The following is a 24,165-nucleotide window of genomic DNA, read 5'->3' on the forward strand; positions in this document are numbered from 1 at the left end:
TTGGCCCGAACAACCTCGCGCTCGACGCGCGCTGGCGTAGATTAGACCTGAGTTGCATCGTGCTTTGGGGCCAAATGAAAGCCGAATGCTTTCATGACCGCCAGTGTGGTTTCCAGCGTAGGATTACCGTTTTCGCTGAGCGAGGTATAAAGATGCTCGCGAGCCAAGCCGGTCTTTCTGGCAATGTTGCTCATCCCCTTGGCGCGGGCAACGACACCGAGGGCGGACGCGACGAATTTGGCGTCTCCGGTTTCCATTGCCTCTGCCAGAAACGCCTCGATTGCCGTATCGGAATCGAGCATTTCGGCGGGATCGAAATCATAGATTTTTTCAACCATTGTCGTCACTCCATTCTACGGCCAGGCGCTTTGCTGTCCGTATGTCGGTTTCTTGTGAACTTTTATCCCCGCCGCACAGGAGCAGGATGACCGTTTCACCGCGCTTGTGAAAATAAACGCGATAGCCGGGCCCATAGTGAATGCGCAATTCACTGATGCCTTCACCCACTGGGGCCCGTCGCCGGGATTTCCTACAATCAAACGTTGCAGCCGAACGGCAATTGCCGCCTTGGCTCTTCCGTCTTTCAGCTTTTGGTGCCACCTCCGAAAGGTGGCTGTCTGCTTCAGGATTGCCATGGTGACTAGTAAGTTATAAATTACAATTCGTCAATGTCGAAATAGGGCGAGCCTCCAAAACGAAAAGCCTCACCCCATCCGCCCACGCGCTTCCACCTTCAGCGTTTCCAGCACCTTGTCACCGTCGATCAGATGCACCTGGTCGAACAGGTTGGTCACGACGCAGCAATGATCAGGCACCACGCGCACGCGCTCGCCAATGCGAAGCTTCGCACCATTTCCAAGCGTGACCGTGCCATGTTCCTCGCTCAAGCTGGTGACGCGGGCGCCGGGCATGCCGAGCAGCTCGCCAAAATCGGCGAGCCCCAGCGTGTCGCTGGACAGCGCCTTGCTGCCGCTGTCGAGGATGGCGCGGGCCGGCGTCGGATGGCTGACCACTGTGGCGAGCACCGTCAGCGCACAATCGTCGAGCGTGCCGACGCCTTTGGCGACCTGGTAACGGTCGAGGTAGATGTAGGTGCCGGGGCGGTATTCGGTCACCGCGCTGTCCTCGCCCGAGCGCCACATGTCAGGCGTGCCGCCGCTGGAGATGCGGTCACAGGCGAGACCCGAGGCCGCGAGCGTTTGTTTGGCGCCGGCCAGCCAGGATTCAGCCTCGGCGGCGCGGCCGGCCGCGGGGTAGGTCATCAGCCCGCCGAAGGTGAGCCCCTTGGCTTGGTCGATCAACTTCGCCAGTGCCAGCGCCTCGGCGGCGCTTTGCACACCACAACGGCCCATGCCGGTGTCGCATTCGACCAGGACGGGCAGGGGGTGCTCTGCATCGGTGAAGGTGGCGGCGAGCCCTTCCAGCGTTTCGCGGCTGTCGGCCGTCACTGACAGTGTCACACGGCCATGCAGCGCCTTGAGGCGCTCCAGCTTGGCGCGGCCAAGGATGTTGTAGGGCAGAAAAATATCGGTCAGCCCGGCATCGGCCATCACCTCGGCTTCGCCGATCTTCTGGCAGGTGATGCCGACCGCACCTGCCGCCACCTGCTTCTTCGCCCAATAAGGCAGCTTGTGCGTCTTGATGTGCGGCCTGAGTTTCAGCCCGTGGCGGTCGGCATGCGCCTGCGCTCGTGTGATGTTGGCTTCGGCGCGGGCTGCGTCGATGAGGATCGCCGGCGTGTCGAGGTCGTCTATGCCTTGCATGAAATATCACCCTGGGAAATCTGGCTGACTTATGGCCCCGATCCGCACGGATGTCATGGGGCCAGCACGCAGTTTGCGTCGACACCGCAGCGCTGTTCGGCTATGCGCTTCAGATAACTCCAGGGAACGCGACGCGAAGGGATCACGATCATGAAACGCTCCACCGTCAACGACATCATCCGCGATGCAGACGCCTTCATCCGCTCGTTCGGCTACATCATGCCGCCCTTCGCCTACTGGAGCCCGGAAGAGATGAAGGCGCGCAAGGCCGACTCCGCCGCCATTTTCACCTCGCGGCTCGGTTGGGACATCACCGATTACGGCCAGGAAAAATTCGACGAACTCGGCCTGTTCCTGTTCACCGTTCGCAACGGCGTCTATGCCGACATGAAGAAGGGCATGGGCATGCTTTATGCCGAGAAGATCATGATCTCGCGCAAGGATCAGCTGTCGCCGATGCATCGCCACAACATCAAGGCCGAGGACATCATCAACCGCGGCGGCGGCAAGCTCGTGCTGGAACTGTTCATGCATGATCGCGACGGCGGCATCGATCCGAAGGCCGAAGTGACGGTGCCGGTCGACGGCACCATCCACAGGCTGCCGGCAGGCGGGCTGTTGAAGCTCGACCCGGGCCAGAGCGTGACCCTGCTGCCCGGCGTCTGGCACGCCTTCTGGGCCGAGGGCAAGGATGTGCTGATCGGCGAAGTATCGACCGTCAATGACGATCTCACCGACAACGTCTTCCGCGAACCGATCGGCCGCTTCTCCAACATCGACGAGGATGTCGCGCCGGTGCACCTTTTGGTGTCCGACTATGAGAAGTGGGTGGGGTAGGCGATGCCTAATCGCCCCAATTCACCTGCTGAAAGAACGTCCAGATGCTGATCGTGCTGTCATCCCGATCGCTCGTGCTGTGCAGCGTCAGGACAATATCCACGGTGGGCGGCGCCTTGATCAAGACTGTGATCAGGCGCGCGCTGCCGTCAGGCACGATACCTATGCCTGAGGTCATTTCCCAATTTCCGTCGGCTTGCTGAAGTCGGGAAGAAGTATCTCCGAATTGCTCCCTCATCGATGCATCGTTTGGAAACGGTTCGTCGGTGAGTTCTGCAAATTCCTTCCAGGATCCGGAGACTGCCGCCTGAATGGCGCGTTCTATTCTGGCTTTTTCCGCTTCGCTAACTTGAGCCGGCATCCCGAACTCCGATCTACCGCTGGTACTTATCCGCCTTACGCGTCCCCAGCAAAAGCTTGCGCTCAAGCTGTGCCCGCAGCTCGCCATAATAGGCGGTGAGGAAGGCCCTGGAATCGACCGGCTCGATCGTCATGCCGATCTTGCGCCCGATCGTTTCGGCCACGGCTTTCAGCGCGAAATAGTCGTCGCGGCGCAGCACCTCTTCCAGCTTGTGCAGTTCGGCGATGCCATAGGCATCGAGCTGCGCCTGGGTGAAGCGGAAGGCGCGGGTGGTGGTATCCTGGCGTTGCGACAGGTCTTCGACCAGCGCCAGCTTGGGCGCCTCCACCACCCAGGTTCCGGCCAGCAGGTCGCCGATGCGCATGCGGTCGCGGTTGAACAGCGGGAAGAGCGCAAACAGCAGCGTCCACACCAGCCCGAAGATCGTCGACAGCGTGTCGGCGAGCCCCATCTGGCTGCGGCCTAGGATGATCGACAGCGGCAGGAAGATCTCGATCTCGCGCATCAGGTTGCGGGCAATGACCTGATCGATCGACAGGCCGGCGCCGCTGCGCGATGCCACCCGGATGCCGAGCATCCGTTTGCCGGGTGTGGCGGCGCGGCGGCCGGCTTCGAAGACGATGAAATAGGCGTTGCGCAGGAAGAAGATCAGGATGATCCAGACGATGAACAGCGGCTGCGCGCCTTCGCCTTTGAGGCCGGCCAGCCCGAACAGTGCAATGATCGAGATCACGATCGCCGTGACGATGATGATGACAAAGTCGAGCAGGAAGGCGGCGGCGCGGGTGCCGGCATCGGCGAGCTTGATCCGGAGATCGACCCCTTCCGGCGTGATCAGCGGCCGTATCGTCGAGACGGTAGCACGCCTAGCGGTCGCCATGCCGCACCACCCTGAACACATAGAAATAACAGAGCCACAGCGTCAGCATGCCGCCGCCAATGGCGTAGCGTGTCACGTCGCTGGTGATCACCTGCCGACCGATGCCTTCGAGCAGGCCGGCAAACAAAAGCATGATCGTCACGCCGACCATGGTGGTGGCGGCCACGCGCCCGGCATCGGCAGCAGCCGTCATCCGCGTCAGTTCGCCGGGGAAGGCGAAGCGCGTGCCGATGCGCATGCCGGCGGCGCCCGCCAAGGCGATCGCGAACATCTCGGTGGTGCCATGGATGGACAGCCATCCGCCCAACTCCAGGCCGAGATCCTTGGCGACGTAGATCTGGAACATCGCGCCAAGCAGGCAGCCATTCATCAGGATCAAGAGCACGCTCGGCACCGCGAAGGCAAAGCCCAGCGCGAAGGCCAGGATCGCCACCTGGACATTGTGCGTGAACAGATAGGCGGCGAAGCCCGACAGGAAATTATTCTCGGTGCCGTCATAAAGCACCTGCCGCAGCACTTCGGCCGAGGCATCCGGGTTGCGCCCGCCGGCCAGGCTCGGCGGAATGATGGCGTCGAACCAGCCCTTGTCTTTGGCCACCAGCCAGTAGCCGGCGCCGGCGCCGACAAAGGTCAGGACGACCGACAGCAAGGTCTCGCGCCACAAATCGCGAATGGCGTGTGGCCAGTCATGCAGGAAGAAGTCGCCGATGCGCTGCCGCAGGCCGCGACGTGCGCCATAGAGGTAGAAGTAGCCGCGCAGGCAAAGCGCTTCGAGATAGCTGACCAGCGCATTGTCGAGCGACGTCGCCCGCGCCACCGAAAGCGAGGACAGCGCCGAGCGGTAGAGCAGTGGCAGCGACAGCAGTTCGTCTTCCGACAGCGTGCGTGGCGCACGTTTCTCGACCCGGGCAAGCAGCGCCTCGAACGCCTTCCAGTCGGCCTCGCGCTCCGAACGGAAGCTCGCCAGCGACTGGCGCACCGCATCCTTGCCGACCAGCGCGTTCACAACAGATCCTCTCGCTTGAGCTCGAGATAGCGCTCGACCAGTGCCGGCCCGAGCCTCTGATGGTCGGCTTCGATGACATGCGCGCCGAGCAGCCTGAGCCTGCCGATGACGACCTGCCTTTCGCGCAGCAGCCCGCCGGCGACGACGGAGCGCGCCACATCCTCCGGTGCGTCCGGCGGCATGTCGGCCAGTGTCTCCAGTTCGACATCCTTCATCATCATGAACAGCACCAGATGCCGTTCGGTGAGCCGGCCGACGGTGCGCAGCATCAGTTCGGCGCTGATCGGATCGACGAAGTCGGTGAAGATGATCACCAGCGAACGCCGGTCGAGCTTTGCTGCAAGGGTCGTCAGCGCCAGGGTGAAATTGGTCTCTTCCGTGGAATAGTCGATTTCCGCCGCCCGCTTCTGGATCATGGCGAAGCTGGCGGAGCCGCGCACGGCGCCGCTGGAAACGCGCGGCCTCGCGTCGAAGCCGAACAGGGAAACCATGTCGCCGCCCTTCAGTGCGATGAACGCCGACAGCAAGGCGGCGGTGACGGCGCGGTCGACCTTCGGCACGCCGTCGACGGGCTCGCACATCAGCCGGCCGCTATCGATGGCCAGCACGATGTTGTTGTTCTCCTCGATGCGGAACTCGCGCGCCAGAAGCCTGCCGTGGCGGGCGCTGCGCTTCCAGTCGATCATCCGCCGGCCCATGCCGGGCTGGTAGTCCTTCAGCGCCTCGAACTCGCGGCCCTGGCCGGCGCGGCGTTGCGCATGGCCGTCGGGCAGCGACTGGCGCTGTAGAAGCGTGATTGCCTCGTCGCGGGCGCTGCTGACGTTGGGCAGCACCGCCACCTTGCCGTCCATCGGCAGCACCACCTGGTTCCAGACCAGCCCGAACGGCCCGCGCCAGCGCACCCACAGGCGATCGAACCTGGCAATGCCGCGCCGCAGCGCCTGAAATCTGAGATCGAGCGATGCGCTGCCGGCCTCGGCGGTCGATGCGCCGCCGGTGCCGCCCACCGGTTCCAGCCGCTCGTCATGGCCAAGACGAGCCTGCACGGCGCGCGGCCGTCCGCTGAGCCCGGCGGTGACATGGACGGTGAACTGGCCGCCGACGCTGACCTGTGGCGGGGCATTGATGCTGGCATCCAGCGAAGCCCGTCCGCGTCCGGCGGCGGCGTCCACGGCCAGGAAAGCAAGCAGCACGCAAATCCACAACAGGCCGAGATACCACAGAGACGGCAGTGCGAGCGCGATCAGGAAGGCCGGTATTGCACCTGCCGCACCTCCCCAAACTGCCCGGCCGCTCGGATAGATCAACGTGGCGCTTCCGTCTGGTCGACAAGGTCGGTGACGATCTGCTCGACCAGGCGGCCGTCGATCTGCGCCGCCGGCGACAGGATAACGCGATGGCGCAGCGCCGGCACGGCAAGCGCCTTGACGTCGTCGGGGATGACATAGGCGCGCCCGTCGAGCGCTGCCCGGGCGCGTGCGGCTCTCGCCAGCATGGCGCCCGCACGCGGGCTGGCGCCGACTTCCAGATCGGGGCTGGCGCGCGTGGCCCGCACCAGCCTTGCGATATAGTCCACGACGTCGTCGACAAGCGTGACCCCGCCGACGGTCGCCAACGCCTTTTCCAGCGTCTTGCGGTCGGCCTGGGCCTTGATGCCGTACTGCTTGATGTCGTGCGAGGCGGTGCCGCCGCCATGGTGGATGATGATCGCCTTTTCCTCTTCCGGGCCGGGGTAGCTCACCCGGTGCTTGAACAGGAAACGGTCGAGCTGGGCTTCGGGCAGAGGATAGACGCCCTGGTGCTCGATTGGGTTCTGCGTCGCCACCACCATGAAGTTCGGGCCGAGCGCATGGGTGGTGCCGTCGAAGGTGACGGCATGCTCCTGCATCGCCTCCAGCAGGGCTGCCTGGGTCTTCGGCGGCGTTCGGTTGATCTCGTCGGCGAGCAGCAGATCGCAGAAGATCGGGCCGCGCGTCAGCGTGAACTGCCCGGTCTGGAAATTGTAGATGTTGGAACCGACGATATCGCCGGGCATCAGGTCGGGTGTGAACTGGATGCGGCCATAGGCGACGCCCAGCGCCTGGGCAAAGCAGCGCGCCGTCATCGTCTTGGCCGTGCCCGGCGGTCCCTCGATCAATATATGCCCGCCGGCGAACAATGCCGTGAGCATCAGATCGACCGTATCGTGTTGCCCGGTGATGGCCTTGGCCACCTCTTCCCTGATCTGTGTCGCCAGGGCCTTCACATCATCGACGTTCACCGAGCCTCCTTGCCGTCCAGTCGTGCAGCTTTTCGGCTGCATCATGCATTTGTGTCAGGGTCTTTGCCGCGTTCGCAGCTTGCAGGCGGGTCGTGAACCCGCCGGCTTCGTCCTTATCGCGGGAATCGAGCCAGCGGTCGAGCGCTTCGCCCTGCAAACCGTGCGGCGCGCCGAGCAGCGCGCCGGCGCGTACGCGTGCCAGTGCTCCATAGCGGTCGCCCAGTTCCTCCAGCCGGCCGGCGCGGCGCAACAGCATCGCCGTGGTGTCGACCAGCGCGCGTTTGCCGAAGGCGATGGCGCGCTGATCGGCCCGTGGCGGCCCGAACCGGCCAAGGCCATGCAGGAAGGCAAGTGCCGCCGCCGCCAGGATGGTCAGCGTCAGCGCCAGGAAGGGCGGCTCGACCAGAAGCTTGGCGAGATCGTATTTTCGCCCGACGCCATGCAGCGTCAGGTCGAACATGACAGCACCCTCTTCGGGCTGCAGGAGCTCGATCAGCTTGAGCGCCGCCGCCGCCTTGTCGGGATCTTTCAAGCCGGCGTTATTGATGAGATCGGGGTCCGTCAGAATGTAGAACCGCTCGTCTTCGACCTCGGTCAGCACGGCCTTGCCGTTGCCGGCGGCAATCAGCGGGTGTTCGTCGGCCACCCATTGCAACTGGTCGGGAACGCTGACCATTTGCCCTGAGACGTCGAGTTGCTTGACCGTGGTCTCACCTTCGCCGAGCTTGGCCTTGGCGATCCGGGCGAGCCAGTCGTTGACCACGACGTCCGGCAGCCGCTGGATCTTCATCTCCCAGCCCTCGTGCTGGAACAGCGGCAAGGTTGCCCATTTGGGCAGCACGAACAGCGTATCCATGCCCTTGCGAAGCTTGATGATGTTGGCAAGCGCATCCGGGTCGCTGTCGGGCGAAATGGTGACGATCAGCAGCATCTCGGTCTCGAGATCGCTGTCGGACCGCGCCATCAAGGGCGGCTCGCCGGTCAGCTTCAGCCATTGCGCCAGACCGGCATAGCCAATGCCGCTCTTCGACAACGGCGTTGCGCCGCCGACGCTCGGCTGGCGGAAGTCGGGCGCATAGGTGGACAAAAGGAAGAAGCCCGCCGCCGCGAGCAGGCTGGCAAAAATGCCCCAGAACAGCGTCCTGCGGCTGAACGGTTCCTGCTGGGCGATGTCGGCTGTCGCGTCGCTCACGTCCAGGCATCCCTGAAGACGAATCGCTCATAGGCGCTGCGCGCCTCCTGCCAGCCCTCGGGCCCGACCGGCCGGCGCGCGAACAGAGCGGCCTCGACGATGCGCGCGATCTGGGTAAAGGCGCCACGCGCCCGCATTGGCAGCGACGCCGCTCCCGCGATATCGCGCGCGGTCAGCGACGGGCGCAGAAAGTCGGGCAGGCGGCCGGCAATGTCGGCAACGCTGCGGCGCAGCAGGAGATGCACCGCCTCGTCATACTCGCCCCGGGCGGCGAGCGCATCGGCTTCCGACAACAGGATCTGCGCGGCGCCAACGTCGGGGTGCCATATCCCTTCCGCCTCGGTCACGCTCTTTTTGCGCCACCAGGGCAGGCGCCAGGCGACGCCTTTCACTTCAAGGACAATCAGCAGCAGAATGATCGCGGCACCTGTGATCACCGCGCCCCAGAACAGGTAGATCATGTACGGGCCGAGCCATTTCAGGAACTCGCCCAGCGGTTTCAGCCATTCGGGTGTCTCGGGTGGTCTGTAGGCCGGCAGGTCGAACTGGATCGAATCGTCTGACAGCAACTGCTTGTGCAGTTTGGCCAGCCATTCGGCTTGCGCAGCGTCCGGCTGTGCAGCAGTCACCTTTTCGCCCCCATGCAACCTGCGGTTCGCGGGCCGACACTGGCAATACGCCAAGGCAATTGCAAGCGGCGGCAACCGCAAGTATCAATATCGGTGATTTATACTTTCTGATTTCGGGTATCCATTAGTCGGGGGGAATGTAACATGACGTCAATCGCGAGCGAGCGGCCGGAACGGTTCAGCGTCGGCAGGGCTTTCAGCAATACGTTTTCGGTAATCGGACGCAGCTTCGTCCCACTTGCCGCCATCGTCGGCCTTTTTTCGACGCTGCCTGCGCTGCTGTACAACATCTGGAGCTTTAGACAGATTGCAAAGATAGCAGTACCTGGGGCGAGCTTCGAGCAATCGGCTATGGCGGGCTATGGTGCCGTTTCGATGATTGCCGGCCTGGTGCTCCTGATCTTGGCCTTTCTGGCGCAGGCGGCGCTGGTACGAGCGACAATCGAAGATTTGAACGGCAAGCGCCCGTCGATTGGCGATTGCATTCAGATAGCCCTGCGCAGCTTCCTCCCCACGCTCGGAATTGGTCTTGTGATCATCGTGGCAATGTTTCTGGTGGCGATGATATTAACGGTCATCACCATGGCCATCCCCATCGTCGGCGGTGTGATTGCACTTCTGTCGCTCATCCCCATAGCCATGTGGCTGATCAGCATATCGGTGGCTGTGCCCGTCGCAGTTCAGGAAAGGCCTGGCGTCTTCGCCTCGATTTCGCGAAGCAGGACGCTGACGAAGGGAAGCCGCTGGCGGATATTCGCGCTGTTTCTGGTCCTCGGCATTGTTGCGATAGGGCTACAAGTGGTTTTCACCTTGCTGTTTCAGGCTGCTATTGCGAGCGGCGGGATCAGCACGACCGGACTCATTGCCGCCGCCATCGGAAGCAGCCTGCTGTCGACAATCGTTTCGGCGGTGATTTCGGTGGCGATTGCCGTCACCTATGTCGAGCTGCGCCAGGTCAGGGAAGGCACCAGCGTCGACGAACTGGCGGAGATCTTCTCGTAACGAAGGTTTTGGCCCGAGAACAGCCAGTCATGTTGGCGCGATTGGCCGGGATCTAGCTCGGGCCGGAAGGGGTAATCGTGGCATCGACGGCGTCGGCGCGGCTTGAGAAGTTCCAGATCGGCAGGGTTTTCAACAACACCTTCGCCGTGATCGACCGCAATCCCGGTCTGATGATTGCTTTGGCGGCGCTTTTCCTGGTCCTCCCCCAGTTGCGCTCAATAATGGCGGCCCCAACGGCTACATCGCCACACCTCCACTCGGCGCGAAGTGGGTCATTATGAGCAGCTCGTTCTTATCGCTCGTTTTAAGCCTGATCTATTTCGTTTGCGCGCTGTTGTTCCAGTCCTCGCTGGTGCAAGCGACGATAGAGGACCTGAACGGCAAGCGCCCGGCGATCGGCGACTGCATCCAGATAGCCTTGCGCAGCATATTCCCGACGCTGGGGTGGGGCTGATTGTCTTTTTGGCCATGATCCTTGGCCTCATCGTGATGGGCATCGCCGGAATGTTGGTGCCGATCTTCGGAGCGATCATTGCCTTCGTGGTGTTGCTCGTTGCCGGCATCAGGTGGCTGCTCGGCATATCGGTTTCCGTGCCGGTGCTGATGCAGGAGCGGCTTGGCATGTTTGGCGCGATGTCGCGCAGCCGTGCTCTGACAAAGGGCAGCCGCTGGCCGATGTTCGGTGTCTTTCTGATCCTGTTTTTGGCGGCGCTTGCCTTCCAGATGATGTTTGCCTTGCTGATCGGCCTGATTTTCGCTTTCTTCAGCGGCCTCTCGACGGTCGCCCTGATTTTCGGCGCTATCGGAAGCGTCCTTATCGCGACGGTCGTGTCCACGGTGGCATCGGTGGCCATTGCGGTCGCCCATGTTGAACTGCGCCAGGTTAGGGAAGGCACCAGCGTAGACGAACTGGCGGAGATTTTCTCTTAGAAGGCGAAGCCAACTCGGCTGGTCGGGCGGCGGGGATTTCAGTGACAACAGCTTGGCCCCGCCTCCGCGCTCGTCCGACACAGGCACGACGAGGTGATCGCCACATCCCGCGCGAGCTGGACATGGTCGAAGCAGCGTTTGGCCGCACGGTCTGCCTCGTCCTTGCCGTGCTCGTTCCAGGTGAGGTTGTAAAAAGGCCCGGCGGCATAGGCGATGCCCCAATGGACGAAAGGGCAATCAGGATCGGTCTCCAGCGCCTTCTCGAAGCATTTTATGCCTTCCTCATGGTTGAAGCCGTAGCACCAGTTCAGCCCGATATCGAACCAGCGCTGCGTCTCGGCCGAGGCGGTGGAGATAGGGCGGCGATAGGTGCCGAGGTCGAAATGATCCATGTGTGATGCTAGATAGCGAGCCGTAATCAACAAGCCGCTAGCCTAGTCCTCAATTAGGGCAATGCTTGCTCTGATTTTGCCAGAAAGACTATCGCTGACGCAGTCATATTCAGAATGTATCCGGCGAGGTGATCCGGAACCTCGGTTTGCGATGTACCTTGCCCGTGACCGCTAAGTTTGTTCCTGCCCGTCGGCACGCCAGCTTCCAATGTCGTTCGCAGCGCACTGAAATGCGACTGCCAAAATGCCGGAATCAATCCTTGATCCAGCAGAACCTGCAAAAGCTTTGCCGCTGTGTCCGTTTTTTGAAAGGCCCATTTGCGCTTTTCACAGATGGCTTTCATGACACTTTCCAGCGCCTTGAGCGCTTCGTTCATTGCTTCCTTGCTGGCGCCTTTGCGGTAATGCGAATGCGCCTTCAGGAATTCGTCTTGGGCTCCTGCGTAGTGAGCTTCCTGCAAAAGGGAAAGCGCCGGTTTGACAGCTTCGCTATGGATGAGTTGCGAGTCTATTCGCAAAATCTCGCCATCGTACTCATAGCCAATGCCATGCTCTTTAAATCTGGCGTTAATTTCTTCTATGGCCGATTTTGCAAGAAATTCTTTCGGAAAAATGTCTATAGTCATATTTGCTTGCTCTATTCTCGATCAAACGACAGACTATTTCTATAGCGCTCAAGAACTGCTCAGTGTCCGTTTCGCTTAATACAAAGATTGTCACTTCATTAAGGTAATTGTTGTCGTTTTTGTTCGCTGACAGGGAGTTTAAATACTCCCATTTCTTTTCTAAGTATAGTTGTGACAATTTTGTAAGATTCTTGAACCCAATCGCCTCTGCCGTAGAAGTCGTCGTAAGCGGATTGGTCACCCAGGATTTCATGCATAATCTGGACGATCTGGACGCGCAGGGCGGGGGGCAAAGTGTCGTATGTGAAAACGTCTGGAACGTCCCCACGCAACTTTTTCTGGCGTTTGAAAAAGGTGTCGAAAATCGCCATGTGCCACCCACGCTAGCAACCGCTCAGAGGCAATGCCGATTTTCCGAAGGCCTGACAAGGCTTGGGGCGAATAATTCACCGGTATTGGTTCTTGGTTCGTTTCGGGATCGTATCCAATGCTTTTACGGATCATGCTTCCAGCCACACCTTCTCAAAGTGCTGCTCAAGCGACTGGTGCTGCTCGCAGCCTTGCACGCCCTTGCGGTAGGTGCGGTAGACGGAGCGCCAATAGGGCTGGATGATGATGCCGGAATCGCGCAGATTCTGCTCGATCCTGGCCATGATCTCCTTGCGCTGGGCGGCGTCCGGCGTTGCCAGCGCCTTGTCGAGAAGCGTGTCGAATTCCTTGTCGGCATAGGCGCTTTCGTTCCAGGCGGCGCCCGATTTATAGGCCAGCGCCAGCACCTGGACGCCGAGCGGGCGTCCCAGCCATTCGGTGGTGGAGAAGGGGTATTTGCTCCAGTCGTTCCAGAAGGTCGCGGCGGGCAGCACGGTTCGCTTGATCTTCAGGCCGGCCTCACGCATTTGCGCGGCGATCGCATCGCCGGTGCTCTTTTGCCATTCGACGTCGACCGAGATCAGCTCGAATTCGTGGTCCGTCTTGCCGGCCTCGGCGAGTAATTTCTTGGCCTGTTCCGTGTCGCGCTTGGCCGGGCCGATATCGGCAAATTCCGGGTGCATCGGGCCGACATGGTGATTGTCGGCAGGCTTCCCGCGGCCGCCGAGGCCGAGCGCCAGCACGGCCGAATTGTCGACCGCAAGCTGGGCGGCGCGGCGCACCTTGACGTCGTCATAGGGCGCGTTGCCGACATTGAAGCGGGCAACGATGGTCGAGCCGGTGGCGATCTCGGAATTCAACAAGCCCATCTGCTCGGTCTGCGACACGGCGTCGGACGCGGTCTCATGGTCGGTGTCGATCTCGCCGGATTCGAACGCCGACAGCATCGCGTTGGGGTCGGAGCCGTAATCGACCCATTTGATGCCGTCGAGGTAGAAGTCGCCCTTCCACCAGGGCTTGTCCTTGCGCTTCACCTCCGCACTGGTCTCGGCATTCCAGCTGACCAGTTCGCAAGGGCCGGTGGTGACTGCGAGCGCCTTCATCGGATCGTCGCCGCCCTCATAGGAGCGGTGCATGATCAGCGCGGGATAGTCGGCCATCCCTGCGATCAGCGAAATGTCGGGTTTCGGCAGATTGAGCTTTACGGTGAAATCGTCGACCTTCTCGATGCCGCCATCGACCGGCGTCTTGGTGTCGGCATTGACCAGCGCGCCCATGCGCGCGGCGACCGAATTGCCGGCGACGGAAGCATCGCACCAGCGGGTGAGATTGTGGATGACGTCGTCGGCGTTGAAGGTGTCGCCGTTCGACCAGGCGATGCCCTTGCGCACATGCAGCGTCAGCGTCCTGGCGTCGTCGCTGGTTTCCCAGCTTTCGAGCAGCCACGGCTCGAAGGTGAAGTCGCGGTTCCAGCGCACCAGATATTCGTTGCAATGGCGCGCTACATTGGACATTTCGACGCCGTCGAAAGTACGTGGATCCTTGAAGCCCTTGACGTTCATGGCGACGCGCAAGGTGCCGCCGCGCTTCGGCTCCTCGGCCCGGGCGGGCGACGCGCTGAGGCCGCCCAATGCCAGTGCTCCGGCCGCGCTGACGCCGAAGCCAGCCATGATGGTGAGATATTCGCGCCGGTTGACGCCGCCTTTCCTGAAATCATCGGCAACGGGTTTGGCCTGCGGGTGCAAATTGCGGTCGGTCAGCATGAATTTCATCGTCGTTCCCTCTTTTGTTGGGCGCCCCGACGGTCCGCCTCCGCTGGGGGCGGATGCGATCATCGGGCGCCGTTGCCTGAGCAGGTGATGATAAAGCGGGCCGACACCGGGAAATGTTCGCTTTTCCGCAATTCTTGTGCGCTGCTCCGCAGTCGCGGTTAGCCAATCTCTCCCCTTGTTGTGTGGGAGATGTCCGGCAGGACAGAGGGGGCGCTGTCCTGCCGGCCCTTCAGTTGACTGGAGTGTCCTTGCAGACAATCGTTGCGTTAACTCAGGATATTGAAGGGCCGCGATCCTTCGCACCCCCCTCTGGCCTGCCGGCCATCTCCCCCACTAGGGGGGAGATCAGCGCTTCGTCGTTCTTGCCGAGCACGGCGACGGCGGCGATGGCTGCAAGCGTGCACACGAACGCCTCGCCGGCGCGCTGAACACTTTTGCGGGCGCGCAGAAAACTGTGCACCAGCCGCGGCTCCTCATACCACCAGGCGCGGCCACCTGCCGCAACGATGCGGTCGCGATAGGTCTCGCCGTCCGATGACAGCGGATCGCATTGGGCGGTGATGATGACAGTCGGCGGCAGGCCGGAGAAGTCATTGTCGCTCAGCGGCGAAAAAGTCGGGTCGTCGGGCGACTGTGCCGGGGCAGCGCGAATGGTGCGGTAGAACGCGATGTCGCGCAGCGTCAGCAGCGGTGCGTCGGCATGTTCGACATAGGAGCCGGCACTCTCGTCGCCGCCGAGGCCGGGATAGATCAGCACCTGGCCGACCGCGTGGCGCAGGTGGCGGCGCGACGCGTGCGCGACCGCGGCGGCAAGGTTGCCGCCGGCGCTTTCGCCAACGAGCACGATCGGCAGGTCCGTTGTCACCGCCGCCCATTCGAACACGGTCAGCGCGTCGTCGAAGGCGGCCGGGTGGGGATGTTCCGGCGCCAACCGGTAGTCGGCCGAGACAACGTCGAAACCGGTGCCGGCGCAGATTTCGGCGCAGATGTCGTCATGGCTGTCGAGCCCGCCAAGGACAAAGCCGCCGCCATGATAGTAGACGATGACGGCGCGCACGGGCTTGCCCGCCATCCGGTAATAGCGGATCGGGATGGCGTGTCCTGCATCGGCGGCGATGATGCCGTCGCTGGCCGAAACCCCGTTGGGATAACCCTGATGGAAGGCGCGGCACATCGCATCATAGACCGACCTTTGCTCGGCGATCGGAAGTTCGGCGATTTCGGGCGGGAACCAGTCATTGACCAGGTCGATATAATCCCACAGCGCCGGGTCGAGCAGGGTGGCGTATTTGCCCCGTCTGGCTGTCTTGAGCTTGTGGGCGGTGCCCATCTCTCAGAGCTCGCCGTAGAGCCGTTCGGCGTTTTCAAAGGTGAATCGCAGCGGCACCGAACCCTCGACCTGCCAGGCGCTGACCGTGTCGCCCGCCATCAGCCGGCACGCGTCTATCGTGTTGGTGACGGCGCCGCCATAGAGCCGGTTGGCAAGGTTGAGGATGGCGGTCTGGTGCATGGCGGCACTGCCGCTGCCGCAGGCATCCTTGACCAGAAGCACACGAAAGCCGGATGCGACCGCGTCCTTCACGGTGGCGTCGATGCAGGCCTCGGTCCAGACGCCGGCGACGATCAGCCATTCGATGCCGCGCGCCTTGAGTTCGGTTGCGCCAGGTCCGGCGCCGAAGGCGCTGGCCTGCGTCTTGACCAGCATCGTCTCGCCGGCCGCGGGCGCCACCTCATGGCAAATCTCCGTCAGCGGATCGGTCTTGTCGGAAAAGGCGGACTTGCCGTCGGCGTCGAGCGGATGGAACGGACGCGCCTTGGCGGTATCGACGATATAGGCCCAGTGATACAGCGGCACGAAGTTGCGCCGCGCCGCCGCCTGCAGGCGCTGGACGTTGGCAAGCACCTCGCCAAAACCTTCGACCAGATAGCGCTTGTCCTGCCGATGCTCTTCCTGGAGGTCGATGAACGCCGCGGCGACCGTGCCGCGTTTGATCGAGATCCGGCTTTTCATGCGGATAGGCCTTGGTTCGCGACCAACGCCGCCGCTCTTCTCGCAAGGGCAGCGCAAGCGATGGAGATTGGTCGTCGTCCTCCGAACTTCGTCATCCCAGGGCGAAGCAGCCGCGCAGCGGCGTCGCGGAGACCCTGGGATCCATTCCGTGACGTCGACCGTGCAGTGCAACTGTGCAGGATCTGCACCGTTGCGGCGCTCTGGAGTCCATGCCGTGACATTGGCCAAGGAATGCAGCGGAGCAGAACTTGCACCGTTGCGGCGCGGATGAGTCCCGGCATGGATCCTAGGGTCTGCGCCGCGTCGCTGCGCTCCTTGCTTCGCCCTAGGATGACGACGGGATTGGCGTTCGCGCTGGTTGCCAAGGGATGCGAAACGACCATCAAACCTGCTTCTCCAGAAACTCATCCTCGTAGGGAAAGCGCGACAGAAGTTCGGTGCCGGTGTCGGTGATCAGGATCTCGTCCTCCAGCTTGACGCCCTCGCGGCCGCCTTTCTCGCCGATATAGCTTTCCACGCTCACCACCATGCCGGGCACGACAACACCGTCGCGGCCGTAGGTTTCATAGTCCATGGCGTGCGCTATGAACGGCGTCTCGCCATGCATGCCGACGCCGTGCATCACCGAGGTATAGCGCTGGTCGACGAAACGGTCCGGGATTTTCCACGCCTTTTCGGCGATTTCGCGAAACGCCATGCCCGGCCTGACGATCGAAATGTTGTGCTGAACCTGGTCGTGCGCCATGCGGTAAAGCGATTTCTGATAGTCGGTCGGCTTGCCCGGCCCGCAGCGGAAGGTGCGCGAAAAATCGGAATAATAGCCATAGCAGCCGATCGTGTCGGTATCGAGCGCCAGAAGCTCGCCCGGCCGGATTTTGCGGCCGCTGGCCTCGTTGAACCACGGATTGGTGCGCTGGCCCGAGGTGAGCAACCGCGTCTCGATGAACTCGCCGCCCTGGCGGATCACCTCGCCATACATGATGGCGAACAGCTCGTTTTCGGAGACGCCGGGCTTGATCGCCTCGCGCACGGCATAAACAGCGGCTTCCGCGCCAGCCATCGATACCTGCAGGCATTTGACTTCCTCGGGTGTTTTCACCGCGCGCACCGCCAGGATTTCGCCCTGACAATCCCTGACGTCGCAGCCGCGCTTTTCCAGCGCCAGCGCCTGCAAATGGCTGCAGCGGTCGAGCCCGAGCTTCATCGAGCCGCCGCCATGTTTCTTCAAAAGCTCGGCGATCTCGTCGGCGAAGGGGCCGGCGGTTTCGTCGTCGCGGCCCGACACCGAAGACCATACCAGCTTGGACGGGCGCGCCTCGTCGATCGTGTCGAGCACCATCGAGACATGGTAGCTCTGCGGGTATTCGAACAGCACGATCGGCCCGTCGGTCGGGATGAAGAAATACCGCGTCGAGTTGCGCAGGAAATAGCCGAACATGTTGCGCGAGCCGGTGGCATAGCGCTGGTTGTAGGGGTCGAACAAAACGACGCCCCCATAGCCCGCCTCGCGCATCCAGCCGCGCAGTTTCGCCAGCCGACCCTTGCGCAGCGCGTCGGCATCGATGAAGGACGGCTCGGTGTCCGACAGCCACATGCCACCGCCCGAGTCAGCCGCGACCGGGTGGCGCATGCGGTCCTTGAAATCCACATCCTCGGTGCTGTCCGGGTCGAAAACGACGATGCTCATGGGTGCGCCTCCTGAAGGGCTAGACCATAGCCATGCGCCGAAAAATGTCTGTGCGAGAATCCGCAGATGTCGTGCGAAATGCCGCAAGAAGGGCATGGATACAAAGGGCAATGTTGCGATCCTTCGCGCCCCCTCTGTCCTGCCGGACATCTCCCCCACAAGGAGGGAGATTAGCAGCTTTCGCGTCCCGCTCGCCCTGCAACGTTGGTGATTGGCGAAAGCCGAGGCGACATCTGATCTCCCCCCGTGTGGGGGAGATGTCCGGCAGGACAGAGGGGGGCGCTGTCCCGCCAGCATCTCACCGCGTTAGCGCGCAGCGCCCTCTAATGCCGCCGCATCGCCTTCGGCGCGTGCCCATGCTCCTCGCGAAACGCTCGGGCAAAACTTGACATGGACGCGAAGCCGCAGGCCAGCGCCACGTCTCGCACCATCAGCGTCGAATGGGCCAACAGGTCGGCGGCGCGCCGTAGCCTGAGGCGCCGGTAATAGCCGTTGGGCGAAATGCTGAGCTCGGTGCGGAAATTGCGCTCCAGCTTGTCGGAGGAGACACCGAGCCTTGCCGCCAGCTCCGTCATGCCAAGCCNTGCCAAGCCGCTCTTCCACCGCATCCTCCATGATGGCGATGGCCGACAGCACCAGTTCGTTCTGGACGCCGGTGCGCAGCCTGAGCGGCATCAGCTTGCGGTCGACGCTCGAACGCAAGGGGCTGTGCACGAACCATTCGGCAACGCCCGCCGCGAGCTCGCCGCCATAATCGTTGGTGATGATCTCCAGCATCATGTCGAGGCTGCCGACGCCACCGGCCGAGGTGAAGCGTTTGCGGTCGATGACATAGAGATCGCGCCGAAGCTCGATATCCGGGAAGGCCTCCGTGAAGGCCGCCTGGCTGGTCCAGTGCAAGGTGCAAGCATGGCCGTCGAGCAAGCCGGCCCTGGCGAGGAAGAAGGCGGCGTCGGCCACCGCGCCGATATGGGCGCCGGCGCGCAGGCTCCTGCGGATCCAGGCAACCGCATCGTCCGCGACAAGCAAGTCCGCATTGCCGCCGGAGCAGACGACGATGCGGTCGACCTTCGGTGCGCTCGAGGCTGAGAATCCCGGTTGTATGACAACCCCATTGGACGCCTCGACCGTGCCCTGGTCGGCGCCGACGATCACCCAGCGGTAACAATCGCGCTTGGCCAGCACATTGGCGGCGCGCAGCGGCTCGATCACCGAACTGAACGCCATCATCGGAAAGCCGGGAAAGACCAGCACAGCGAAGGTGAGGGGACCTTCGCTCGCTGCGGGTTGCGCCCGGTCGTGTGTTTGGCTGGCACGGTCGGTATTCACAATTGTGTATTTCCTGGGAGCGTCATTGGTGGCAGACAGGAAATGTAACGGGCTTTTTGGCCCGCCGGCAATGGAGACGACGCCATGTTTGCGGCCCAGACCATCGACAGCACCGACAAGCCGGCCTTCTACCGCGAACTGGCCACCCAGTTGAAGGCGCTGCTGGAAGGCGAGAGCGACTCCGTCGCCAACGCCGCCAACACATCGGCGCTGATCTTCCAGATGGTGCCCGATCTCAACTGGGCCGGCTTCTATTTCCTGGCCTCCGACGAGGAGCTGGTGCTCGGACCGTTCCAGGGCAAGCCGGCCTGCGTGCGCATCGCCGTCGGCAAGGGCGTGTGCGGCACCGCCATCGATCTCGAAATGTCGATGCTGGTCAAGGATGTGCATGAATTTGCCGGCCACATCGCTTGCGACGCCGACTCGCGCTCGGAACTCGTCGTGCTGCTGAGGGACAATGACGGCGTCTTCGGCCTGATCGACCTCGACAGCCCGGCGCCCGGCCGCTTCGACAAGGACGACCAGGCGGGCATCGAGGCGCTTGCCGCGATCTATGTCGCGGCGAGTTCGTTCGAGGATTAAGCGAACTTCACCAGCATCAGGCTGAAGCAGCCGATGAACAGGAAGGCGCAGGAGGCGAGCGCCAGCGGGCGAAGGCCGCGCGAGCGCAGCTGCGAAATGTTGGCCTGCAGACCCATGGCGGCGAGCCCCATGGTCAGCATGATGGTGGTGGCGAACGCCATGGCCGACTTCACTTCGGCCGGCACGGCAACCAGGCTGTTCAGCGCCACGACGGCGATGAAAGCGGCGACGAACCACGGCATCGGCGGCCGCGCACCGGATTGGTCGCTTGGGCGATCGCCATTGCTCTTGCGGCGCGCCATCAGGCCGAGCGCGATGACCATCGGCGCCAGCAGGGCGACGCGGGTCAGCTTGGCGACGGTGGCGATCTCGCCGGACTGGGCGCCGTTCTGGAAGCCGGCGCCGATGACCTGTGCCACCTCGTGGATCGAGGCGCCGGCCCACAGGCCGAATGCGTGCTGGTCGAGGCCGAGCACCGGCGCCAGCAGCGGAAAGCCGAGCATGGCGACGGTGCCGAACAGCGTGATCGAGGCGACGGCATAAGTGACGTCCTCGTCGCGCGCATCGGTGACGATGTTGGTGGCAACGATCGCCGAAGCGCCGCAGATCGAGGTGCCGGCGGCAATCAGCTGCGCCAGCTTGGCGTCGACGCCGATCAGCCGGCCAAGCGTAATGGTGAAGACGAAGGTCGCTCCAAGGGTCAGCGCCACGATGCCGACGCCGCCGGCGCCGATGGAGACAACCTGGCCGAGCGTCAGCTGAAAGCCGAGCAGCACGATGGCAAAGCGCAGCAGGCGCTTCTGCGAGAATGCAATGCCGGCCTTGGCGTGGGCGGGCGTGCCGAGCACGTTGGAATAGATCATGCCGGCGACGACGGCGAGGATCATCGGGCTGAACAGCGCGAAGCCGGAGACATTATGGGCCGAGAAGGCCACCCCCGTGATCATCGCCACCAGCACGATCCCGGGGATGACGCCATTCCACACGGAACCGAGCCGCTTCCGGCCCACGGCCAGATCGGCGGAAATCATGCTGATCGGAATATCGTTCGCTAGCTGGGCGGCGGAAGACAATGCAATTCTCCACGCAAGTACCTCAGGAGAATGTCATTCCAGAATCGATCTTTCCAACGAATTGTTTTTGTTGAAATGATCGATTTTTGTGAACGTTTAGGGCGGCCGAGGTCAGAATGAGAAAGAGCGGCCGGGCGAAACCTGGAGCCGCCCTAGATCATGATGAATTCCCTCACGATCTAACCCCACTTTTTGGGATCATGCCCTAGTATTTCATCCCAATTCGCGCGGCGATCGTATGGTCCTGGCTGTCGCCGTTGCTGCCGACCGCGGTGCTGTAGTTCAGCCCGAAGGCAATACCGCCGATTTGCGCATCGACGCCGAGCCCGATTGACAAATAGTCGTTGGAAAAGGCATCTGCGTCCAGCGCGTAGGGCGTGGTGCCGATATCGGCATAGCCGAGGCTGACGCGGCTGGAGCCGGCAAAGTCGTGCGTATACTCAAAGCGCGCGCGCGGTGTGAGCAGACCCCAGCTGGTAGGAATGTTGTTCTCGATGCGCAGGCCAAGGGTGCCCGACAGCGTGTCGACGGTCTGCTTGCCGAAGGTCAGATTATAGATGTCGCCACCCGTCTCGGTGAAGCCGTCAAGCGTGGAGTGGGACCCCGACAGACGTCCATAGGGTGATATCAGAGAGTCCGGCCGGCGAAATTCGTAGCCCGCCGTCAGCGACCCGAAGACCTGGCTTCCGTCGCGCGTTCCAGACGCGAAATCGCCGGTATCGGTCACATAGCGCTCACTGTCGAAATTGAGGGCGCCATAGCCGGCAAGGCCATCGACAAAAAAACTTGGCGCCGGGCGGTAGCTGCTATAGGCGGCGACCGAGATGGCATGGGCGCGGCTTTCGGTGCCGTTGCTCCCGACGTCGGTGACGTCATGGCCATAGCCAAACCCGAGACCGGCGGTGAAGGTCGGGGAAAAGCGGTAGTCGGCACCGACGCTCACGCCGACCAGCGTATGGTCGAGCTTGATGGCTCCATCGTCATCGGTGCCGAAATTGACGTAGCCGCCGCTCCAGAAGGCCAGTTCGCCAAATGGGTTCTCGGCCGGCAGTGACGACGTCTGGGTGTCCACGTCCGTGCCAGTTGAAGACTGTCCGGTCTTGATCGGCGACGCGCCGGTCGAAGTCCTGTCCTGCTTTGCGTTGGCGTTGGGCTGAATGCGCTCCGGATTGGGCGCTCCGTAAGTGGACTGCGACGATGCCGTGGCGATTGCGGCGAGCGCCGGATCGTTCGCCGCATTCTGCTGCTGAGCGTATGCGTCGGGATTGTCCGACGATTGCTGGACGGCAACGCTGAGGCCTATCGAACTGTGGCGCTGGTCGCCCTCATTGTGGAGCTGTTCCAGCCTCTGTCCAAATCCCTGGATCTGAATGTCGGCGAAGTGCTTTGCCGCCTCCACCTGTGCCCGAATCAGGCCGATCACTTCCGGATCGCGGGAGGGGTCGGGCCGTGCCGTGACGTTGATGGTCACGGTTGCAGGAGGTGACGTTCCGTCGGCATTCGAGAGCGTGTAGGTCAGGCTGGTTGTGCCGACAAAGGTGGCTGCCGCGGCAAACTGCAGGATATAAGCGCCGCCATCGGGCACAATGGAAGCCGTGCCCGCTTCGCTCGGCGGCGGCGAGGCAATCGTGGCGCTGGTAAACGGCCCATTCGTAGCCCCTTGCGTCAGGTCGAGGGACCCGGTCGTTCCGGCCATCACGTCCAGCGTGTGGTCCTGTGCCGACGGCAAGTGGATCTCGACGACCACAGTGTAGTCACGTTGGCCGGTAAAGCCGTTGCTGTCCGTGGCCCGCACCGTAAAATCGTAATTGGCCGCGACAGTGGGTGTGCCAGCCAGCGTACCTCCAGGCGAGAGCGCGAGGCCGGGAGGCACTGAGCCGGAAATCACGGTGAAGGTATAGGGTGCGGCGCCGCCATTGGGGCTGCTTGCCGTGATGGTCTGGCTGTACGGCGTGCCAATATGCGCATTCGGCAATGTTGCCGGCGACAGCTCCACCGTGACCGTGGTGCAGGACAGGACAAGATTGGTCACGTCGGCTCCCGCCACCGTGCCCGAGGCCGTCGTGACCGTGCATGTCTGGTCGGCCGGCTTGGCAGTAACCTCAACGCTCCAGTTGGAGCCGGTCAGCAGGCCATCCGCAAAGGCAAAGGTGATATCGCCGACATTCACGTCCCTGGTTTGCGTCCCTGCCGGCGAGCTTGATGTCAATTTCAAACTCACCGTCCCGGTCTGACCGCTCGCTGTGCCACTGATCACATAGAGCGGCTCATCAAAACAGATCAATGCGGACCCATCGCCGGAATTGACGCCATCCGCCACCGCAGCCGATTGCAGCGAGCCGGCATCCGATGATCCGCCGCCGCCGCCGCCGCCGGCGCCGTTCCAGTTCTGCTGGCACGAGGTCGTGCCGACGCCTGCGCCGCCACCACCGCCGCCGACAGTAGCCCCGCCACCGCCGCCACCAGCATATCCGGCACCCAGGAAAGACCCTGAGAAATTTCGTGCAGTTCCGCCTTGGCCATTTGTCTGACCGGCCGTGCCAGGAAAACTATCGCACCCAGCGCCGATCGCGCCACCGGCACCTACAGTGCCACCTTCACCGCCAAAGGGGCCAAGGCCGCCCGAAACATCGGTTCCTGCCGAGCCGGATCCCCCGCTCTTGCCACCGGCGCCACCAGCTATCGAATTTGTAGTGTGCCAGCCCCCGTTGCCACCGCCGCCACCGCCGCCAGCAATTGCCAGGCGGGTTCCGCCCAGCCGCAGGTCGGTCGCCCCGCCACCATTGCCGCCGTCGGGAGTACCGCTCGCGCCACCGGGATTGACCGCGAGCGAGCCACGGCCGCCAACGCCGACAGAAAGGATGTCACCCGGCGCGACAGTCAAGGAACCGCTCACCTGGCCGCCGAGCCCGCCGGCGCCGCCTGGGCTCAATGGGCTGCCCCCGATGGTGCCGGCGCCGCTCTTGCCAACCCCGCCTTGCGCTCCCTTGAGGTATACTGTGGCGGAATGGGTGTTGCCAGGAACCGAGATGGACTGGTCGCCGCCAGTAAAGCTAAAAGCATGAGCTGTCTGTGTGGGACTACAAGACTGCCCGAGCGCTGACGTCGTGCCCGCGAGCGCGTAGACGACCGTCATCGCGCCTAACAAACGTGAGATTGTACGCTTTGCCAGCCCTCGATGCATGGCGCCCCCCCGTCAGCCCGTCCAGTGCTTCTCCGCTTATATTATGATGCCAAGATTAGATCAAATAGAAATTTGAAACAATGGTAGGTTGAATGTCCAACAATATTAGCTGTTGCTGTTTTTTTGTACGCGTACGAGAGCCCTACTCGACGGCGCAGCAGTTTAGGCGAGCAACCACCGCGCAAGGTGAAGACTGGCGTTGCCTGGCAGTACACTTATGGCCTTGCCGGCGCCGCCCGCTCTAGCCGCGCGGGTCAACTCGGAGGCTGGGCCAACGCCA

Annotated in this window: 22 protein-coding genes and 3 pseudogenes; 5 read left to right on the forward strand and 20 right to left on the reverse strand. The window is 62.7% G+C overall.

Features of this window, described 5'->3' with window-relative positions; genetic code table 11:
• Positions 1 to 41 precede the first annotated feature (41 nt).
• The 3 genes and pseudogenes from X728_RS153320 to X728_RS153315 form a co-directional block, all read right to left on the reverse strand.
• Entirely contained in the window at positions 42 to 338 is a 297-nt protein-coding gene (locus X728_RS153320; protein ID WP_023672893.1) for an addiction module antidote protein, read from the reverse strand.
• Positions 331 to 635 (reverse strand): annotated as a pseudogene (locus tag X728_RS1000000168805) (type II toxin-antitoxin system RelE/ParE family toxin). Before X728_RS1000000168805 ends, X728_RS153320 begins: the two are co-directional and overlap by 8 nt.
• Positions 636 to 704: 69 nt before the next feature.
• The gene (locus X728_RS153315; protein WP_023831558.1) at positions 705 to 1,763 is read right to left on the reverse strand and encodes a D-TA family PLP-dependent enzyme; all 1,059 of its coding nucleotides are present in this window, start codon (positions 1,761 to 1,763) and stop codon (positions 705 to 707) included.
• Between the two features lie 150 nt (positions 1,764 to 1,913).
• Between X728_RS153315 and X728_RS153310 the strand changes: the two genes are divergently transcribed.
• On the forward strand, positions 1,914 to 2,600 hold the full coding sequence (locus X728_RS153310) for a D-lyxose/D-mannose family sugar isomerase (protein ID WP_023694398.1): 687 nt from the start codon (positions 1,914 to 1,916) through the stop codon (positions 2,598 to 2,600).
• Positions 2,601 to 2,607: 7 nt separating this feature from the next.
• Here the strand turns inward: X728_RS153310 and X728_RS1000000170310 are convergent, their stop codons facing one another.
• From X728_RS1000000170310 to X728_RS153280, 7 genes are read right to left on the reverse strand one after another with little or no spacing between them, the layout of a single operon-like run.
• Positions 2,608 to 2,961 (reverse strand): hypothetical protein, encoded by a 354-nt coding sequence (locus X728_RS1000000170310; RefSeq protein ID WP_023702292.1) that lies wholly within the window; start codon positions 2,959 to 2,961, stop codon positions 2,608 to 2,610.
• 13 nt (positions 2,962 to 2,974) lie between these two features.
• Positions 2,975 to 3,841: an RDD family protein gene (locus X728_RS153305; RefSeq protein ID WP_023831559.1), complete on the reverse strand. Its 867-nt coding sequence runs from the start codon at positions 3,839 to 3,841 to the stop codon at positions 2,975 to 2,977.
• On the reverse strand, positions 3,828 to 4,847 hold the full coding sequence (locus tag X728_RS153300; RefSeq protein WP_023831560.1) for a stage II sporulation protein M: 1,020 nt from the start codon (positions 4,845 to 4,847) through the stop codon (positions 3,828 to 3,830). The genes X728_RS153305 and X728_RS153300 overlap by 14 nt, the downstream gene beginning before the upstream one ends.
• Entirely contained in the window at positions 4,844 to 6,154 is a 1,311-nt protein-coding gene (locus X728_RS153295; protein ID WP_023826105.1) for a DUF58 domain-containing protein, read from the reverse strand. The genes X728_RS153300 and X728_RS153295 overlap by 4 nt, the downstream gene beginning before the upstream one ends.
• On the reverse strand, positions 6,151 to 7,107 hold the full coding sequence (locus X728_RS153290) for a MoxR family ATPase (RefSeq protein WP_023826104.1): 957 nt from the start codon (positions 7,105 to 7,107) through the stop codon (positions 6,151 to 6,153). The genes X728_RS153295 and X728_RS153290 overlap by 4 nt, the downstream gene beginning before the upstream one ends.
• Positions 7,094 to 8,299 carry a hypothetical protein gene (locus X728_RS153285; protein ID WP_023831561.1) on the reverse strand — a complete coding sequence of 402 codons (1,206 nt, stop codon included), beginning with the start codon at positions 8,297 to 8,299 and terminating at the stop codon, positions 7,094 to 7,096. The genes X728_RS153290 and X728_RS153285 overlap by 14 nt, the downstream gene beginning before the upstream one ends.
• Entirely contained in the window at positions 8,296 to 9,003 is a 708-nt protein-coding gene (locus X728_RS153280; RefSeq protein WP_245266138.1) for a DUF4129 domain-containing protein, read from the reverse strand. The genes X728_RS153285 and X728_RS153280 overlap by 4 nt, the downstream gene beginning before the upstream one ends.
• Before the next feature lie 69 nt (positions 9,004 to 9,072).
• On the opposite strand from X728_RS153280, the gene X728_RS0135070 reads away from it, so the two are divergent.
• From X728_RS0135070 to X728_RS1000000171565, 3 genes are all read left to right on the forward strand, one after another.
• On the forward strand, positions 9,073 to 9,930 hold the full coding sequence (locus X728_RS0135070) for a hypothetical protein (RefSeq protein ID WP_031195461.1): 858 nt from the start codon (positions 9,073 to 9,075) through the stop codon (positions 9,928 to 9,930).
• A 277-nt stretch (positions 9,931 to 10,207) separates the two neighbouring features.
• Positions 10,208 to 10,384, forward strand: a complete 177-nt coding sequence (locus X728_RS1000000171560; RefSeq protein ID WP_245266139.1) for a hypothetical protein — start codon at positions 10,208 to 10,210, stop codon at positions 10,382 to 10,384.
• 32 nt (positions 10,385 to 10,416) lie between these two features.
• A complete protein-coding gene (locus tag X728_RS1000000171565; RefSeq protein WP_245266140.1) occupies positions 10,417 to 10,860 on the forward strand; it encodes a hypothetical protein in 444 nt (147 codons plus the stop codon).
• A gap of 107 nt (positions 10,861 to 10,967) precedes the next feature.
• Here the strand turns inward: X728_RS1000000171565 and X728_RS153275 are convergent.
• From X728_RS153275 to X728_RS01000000166740, 8 genes and pseudogenes are all read right to left on the reverse strand, one after another.
• Positions 10,968 to 11,252 (reverse strand): annotated as a pseudogene (locus X728_RS153275) (hypothetical protein); the annotation flags it as partial.
• 53 nt (positions 11,253 to 11,305) lie between these two features.
• Positions 11,306 to 11,878 (reverse strand): hypothetical protein, encoded by a 573-nt coding sequence (locus X728_RS1000000171000; RefSeq protein WP_050589903.1) that lies wholly within the window; start codon positions 11,876 to 11,878, stop codon positions 11,306 to 11,308.
• A gap of 98 nt (positions 11,879 to 11,976) precedes the next feature.
• Positions 11,977 to 12,249: a hypothetical protein gene (locus X728_RS1000000171005; RefSeq protein ID WP_031195464.1), complete on the reverse strand. Its 273-nt coding sequence runs from the start codon at positions 12,247 to 12,249 to the stop codon at positions 11,977 to 11,979.
• A 129-nt stretch (positions 12,250 to 12,378) separates the two neighbouring features.
• Positions 12,379 to 14,019 (reverse strand): ABC transporter substrate-binding protein, encoded by a 1,641-nt coding sequence (locus tag X728_RS153270; protein WP_023831565.1) that lies wholly within the window; start codon positions 14,017 to 14,019, stop codon positions 12,379 to 12,381.
• 271 nt (positions 14,020 to 14,290) lie between these two features.
• Positions 14,291 to 15,349: an alpha/beta hydrolase gene (locus X728_RS153265; protein ID WP_081732401.1), complete on the reverse strand. Its 1,059-nt coding sequence runs from the start codon at positions 15,347 to 15,349 to the stop codon at positions 14,291 to 14,293.
• Positions 15,350 to 15,352: 3 nt separating this feature from the next.
• Positions 15,353 to 16,030, reverse strand: a complete 678-nt coding sequence (locus tag X728_RS153260; RefSeq protein WP_023682892.1) for an isochorismatase family protein — start codon at positions 16,028 to 16,030, stop codon at positions 15,353 to 15,355.
• A gap of 382 nt (positions 16,031 to 16,412) precedes the next feature.
• A complete protein-coding gene (locus X728_RS153255; protein WP_023702277.1) occupies positions 16,413 to 17,717 on the reverse strand; it encodes a Xaa-Pro peptidase family protein in 1,305 nt (434 codons plus the stop codon).
• A gap of 323 nt (positions 17,718 to 18,040) precedes the next feature.
• Positions 18,041 to 18,947, reverse strand: a pseudogene (locus tag X728_RS01000000166740) (GlxA family transcriptional regulator).
• Positions 18,948 to 19,130: 183 nt separating this feature from the next.
• On the opposite strand from X728_RS01000000166740, the gene X728_RS153250 reads away from it, so the two are divergent.
• Positions 19,131 to 19,628 (forward strand): GAF domain-containing protein, encoded by a 498-nt coding sequence (locus X728_RS153250; protein ID WP_023698045.1) that lies wholly within the window; start codon positions 19,131 to 19,133, stop codon positions 19,626 to 19,628.
• Here X728_RS153250 and X728_RS153245 read toward each other — a convergent pair.
• Together X728_RS153245 and X728_RS0135105 are read right to left on the reverse strand one after the other, a co-directional pair.
• A complete protein-coding gene (locus X728_RS153245) occupies positions 19,625 to 20,701 on the reverse strand; it encodes a YeiH family protein (protein ID WP_023698046.1) in 1,077 nt (358 codons plus the stop codon). The two genes, X728_RS153250 and X728_RS153245, sit on opposite strands and share 4 nt — an antisense overlap.
• A gap of 205 nt (positions 20,702 to 20,906) precedes the next feature.
• Positions 20,907 to 23,633, reverse strand: coding sequence for an autotransporter domain-containing protein (locus X728_RS0135105; RefSeq protein WP_023831567.1), 2,727 nt, complete (start codon positions 23,631 to 23,633; stop codon positions 20,907 to 20,909).
• Positions 23,634 to 24,165 lie beyond the last annotated feature (532 nt).

It is taken from the genome of Mesorhizobium sp. L103C119B0 (assembly GCF_000502235.1).
In the GTDB taxonomy this organism is placed as follows: Bacteria; Pseudomonadota; Alphaproteobacteria; order Rhizobiales; family Rhizobiaceae; genus Mesorhizobium.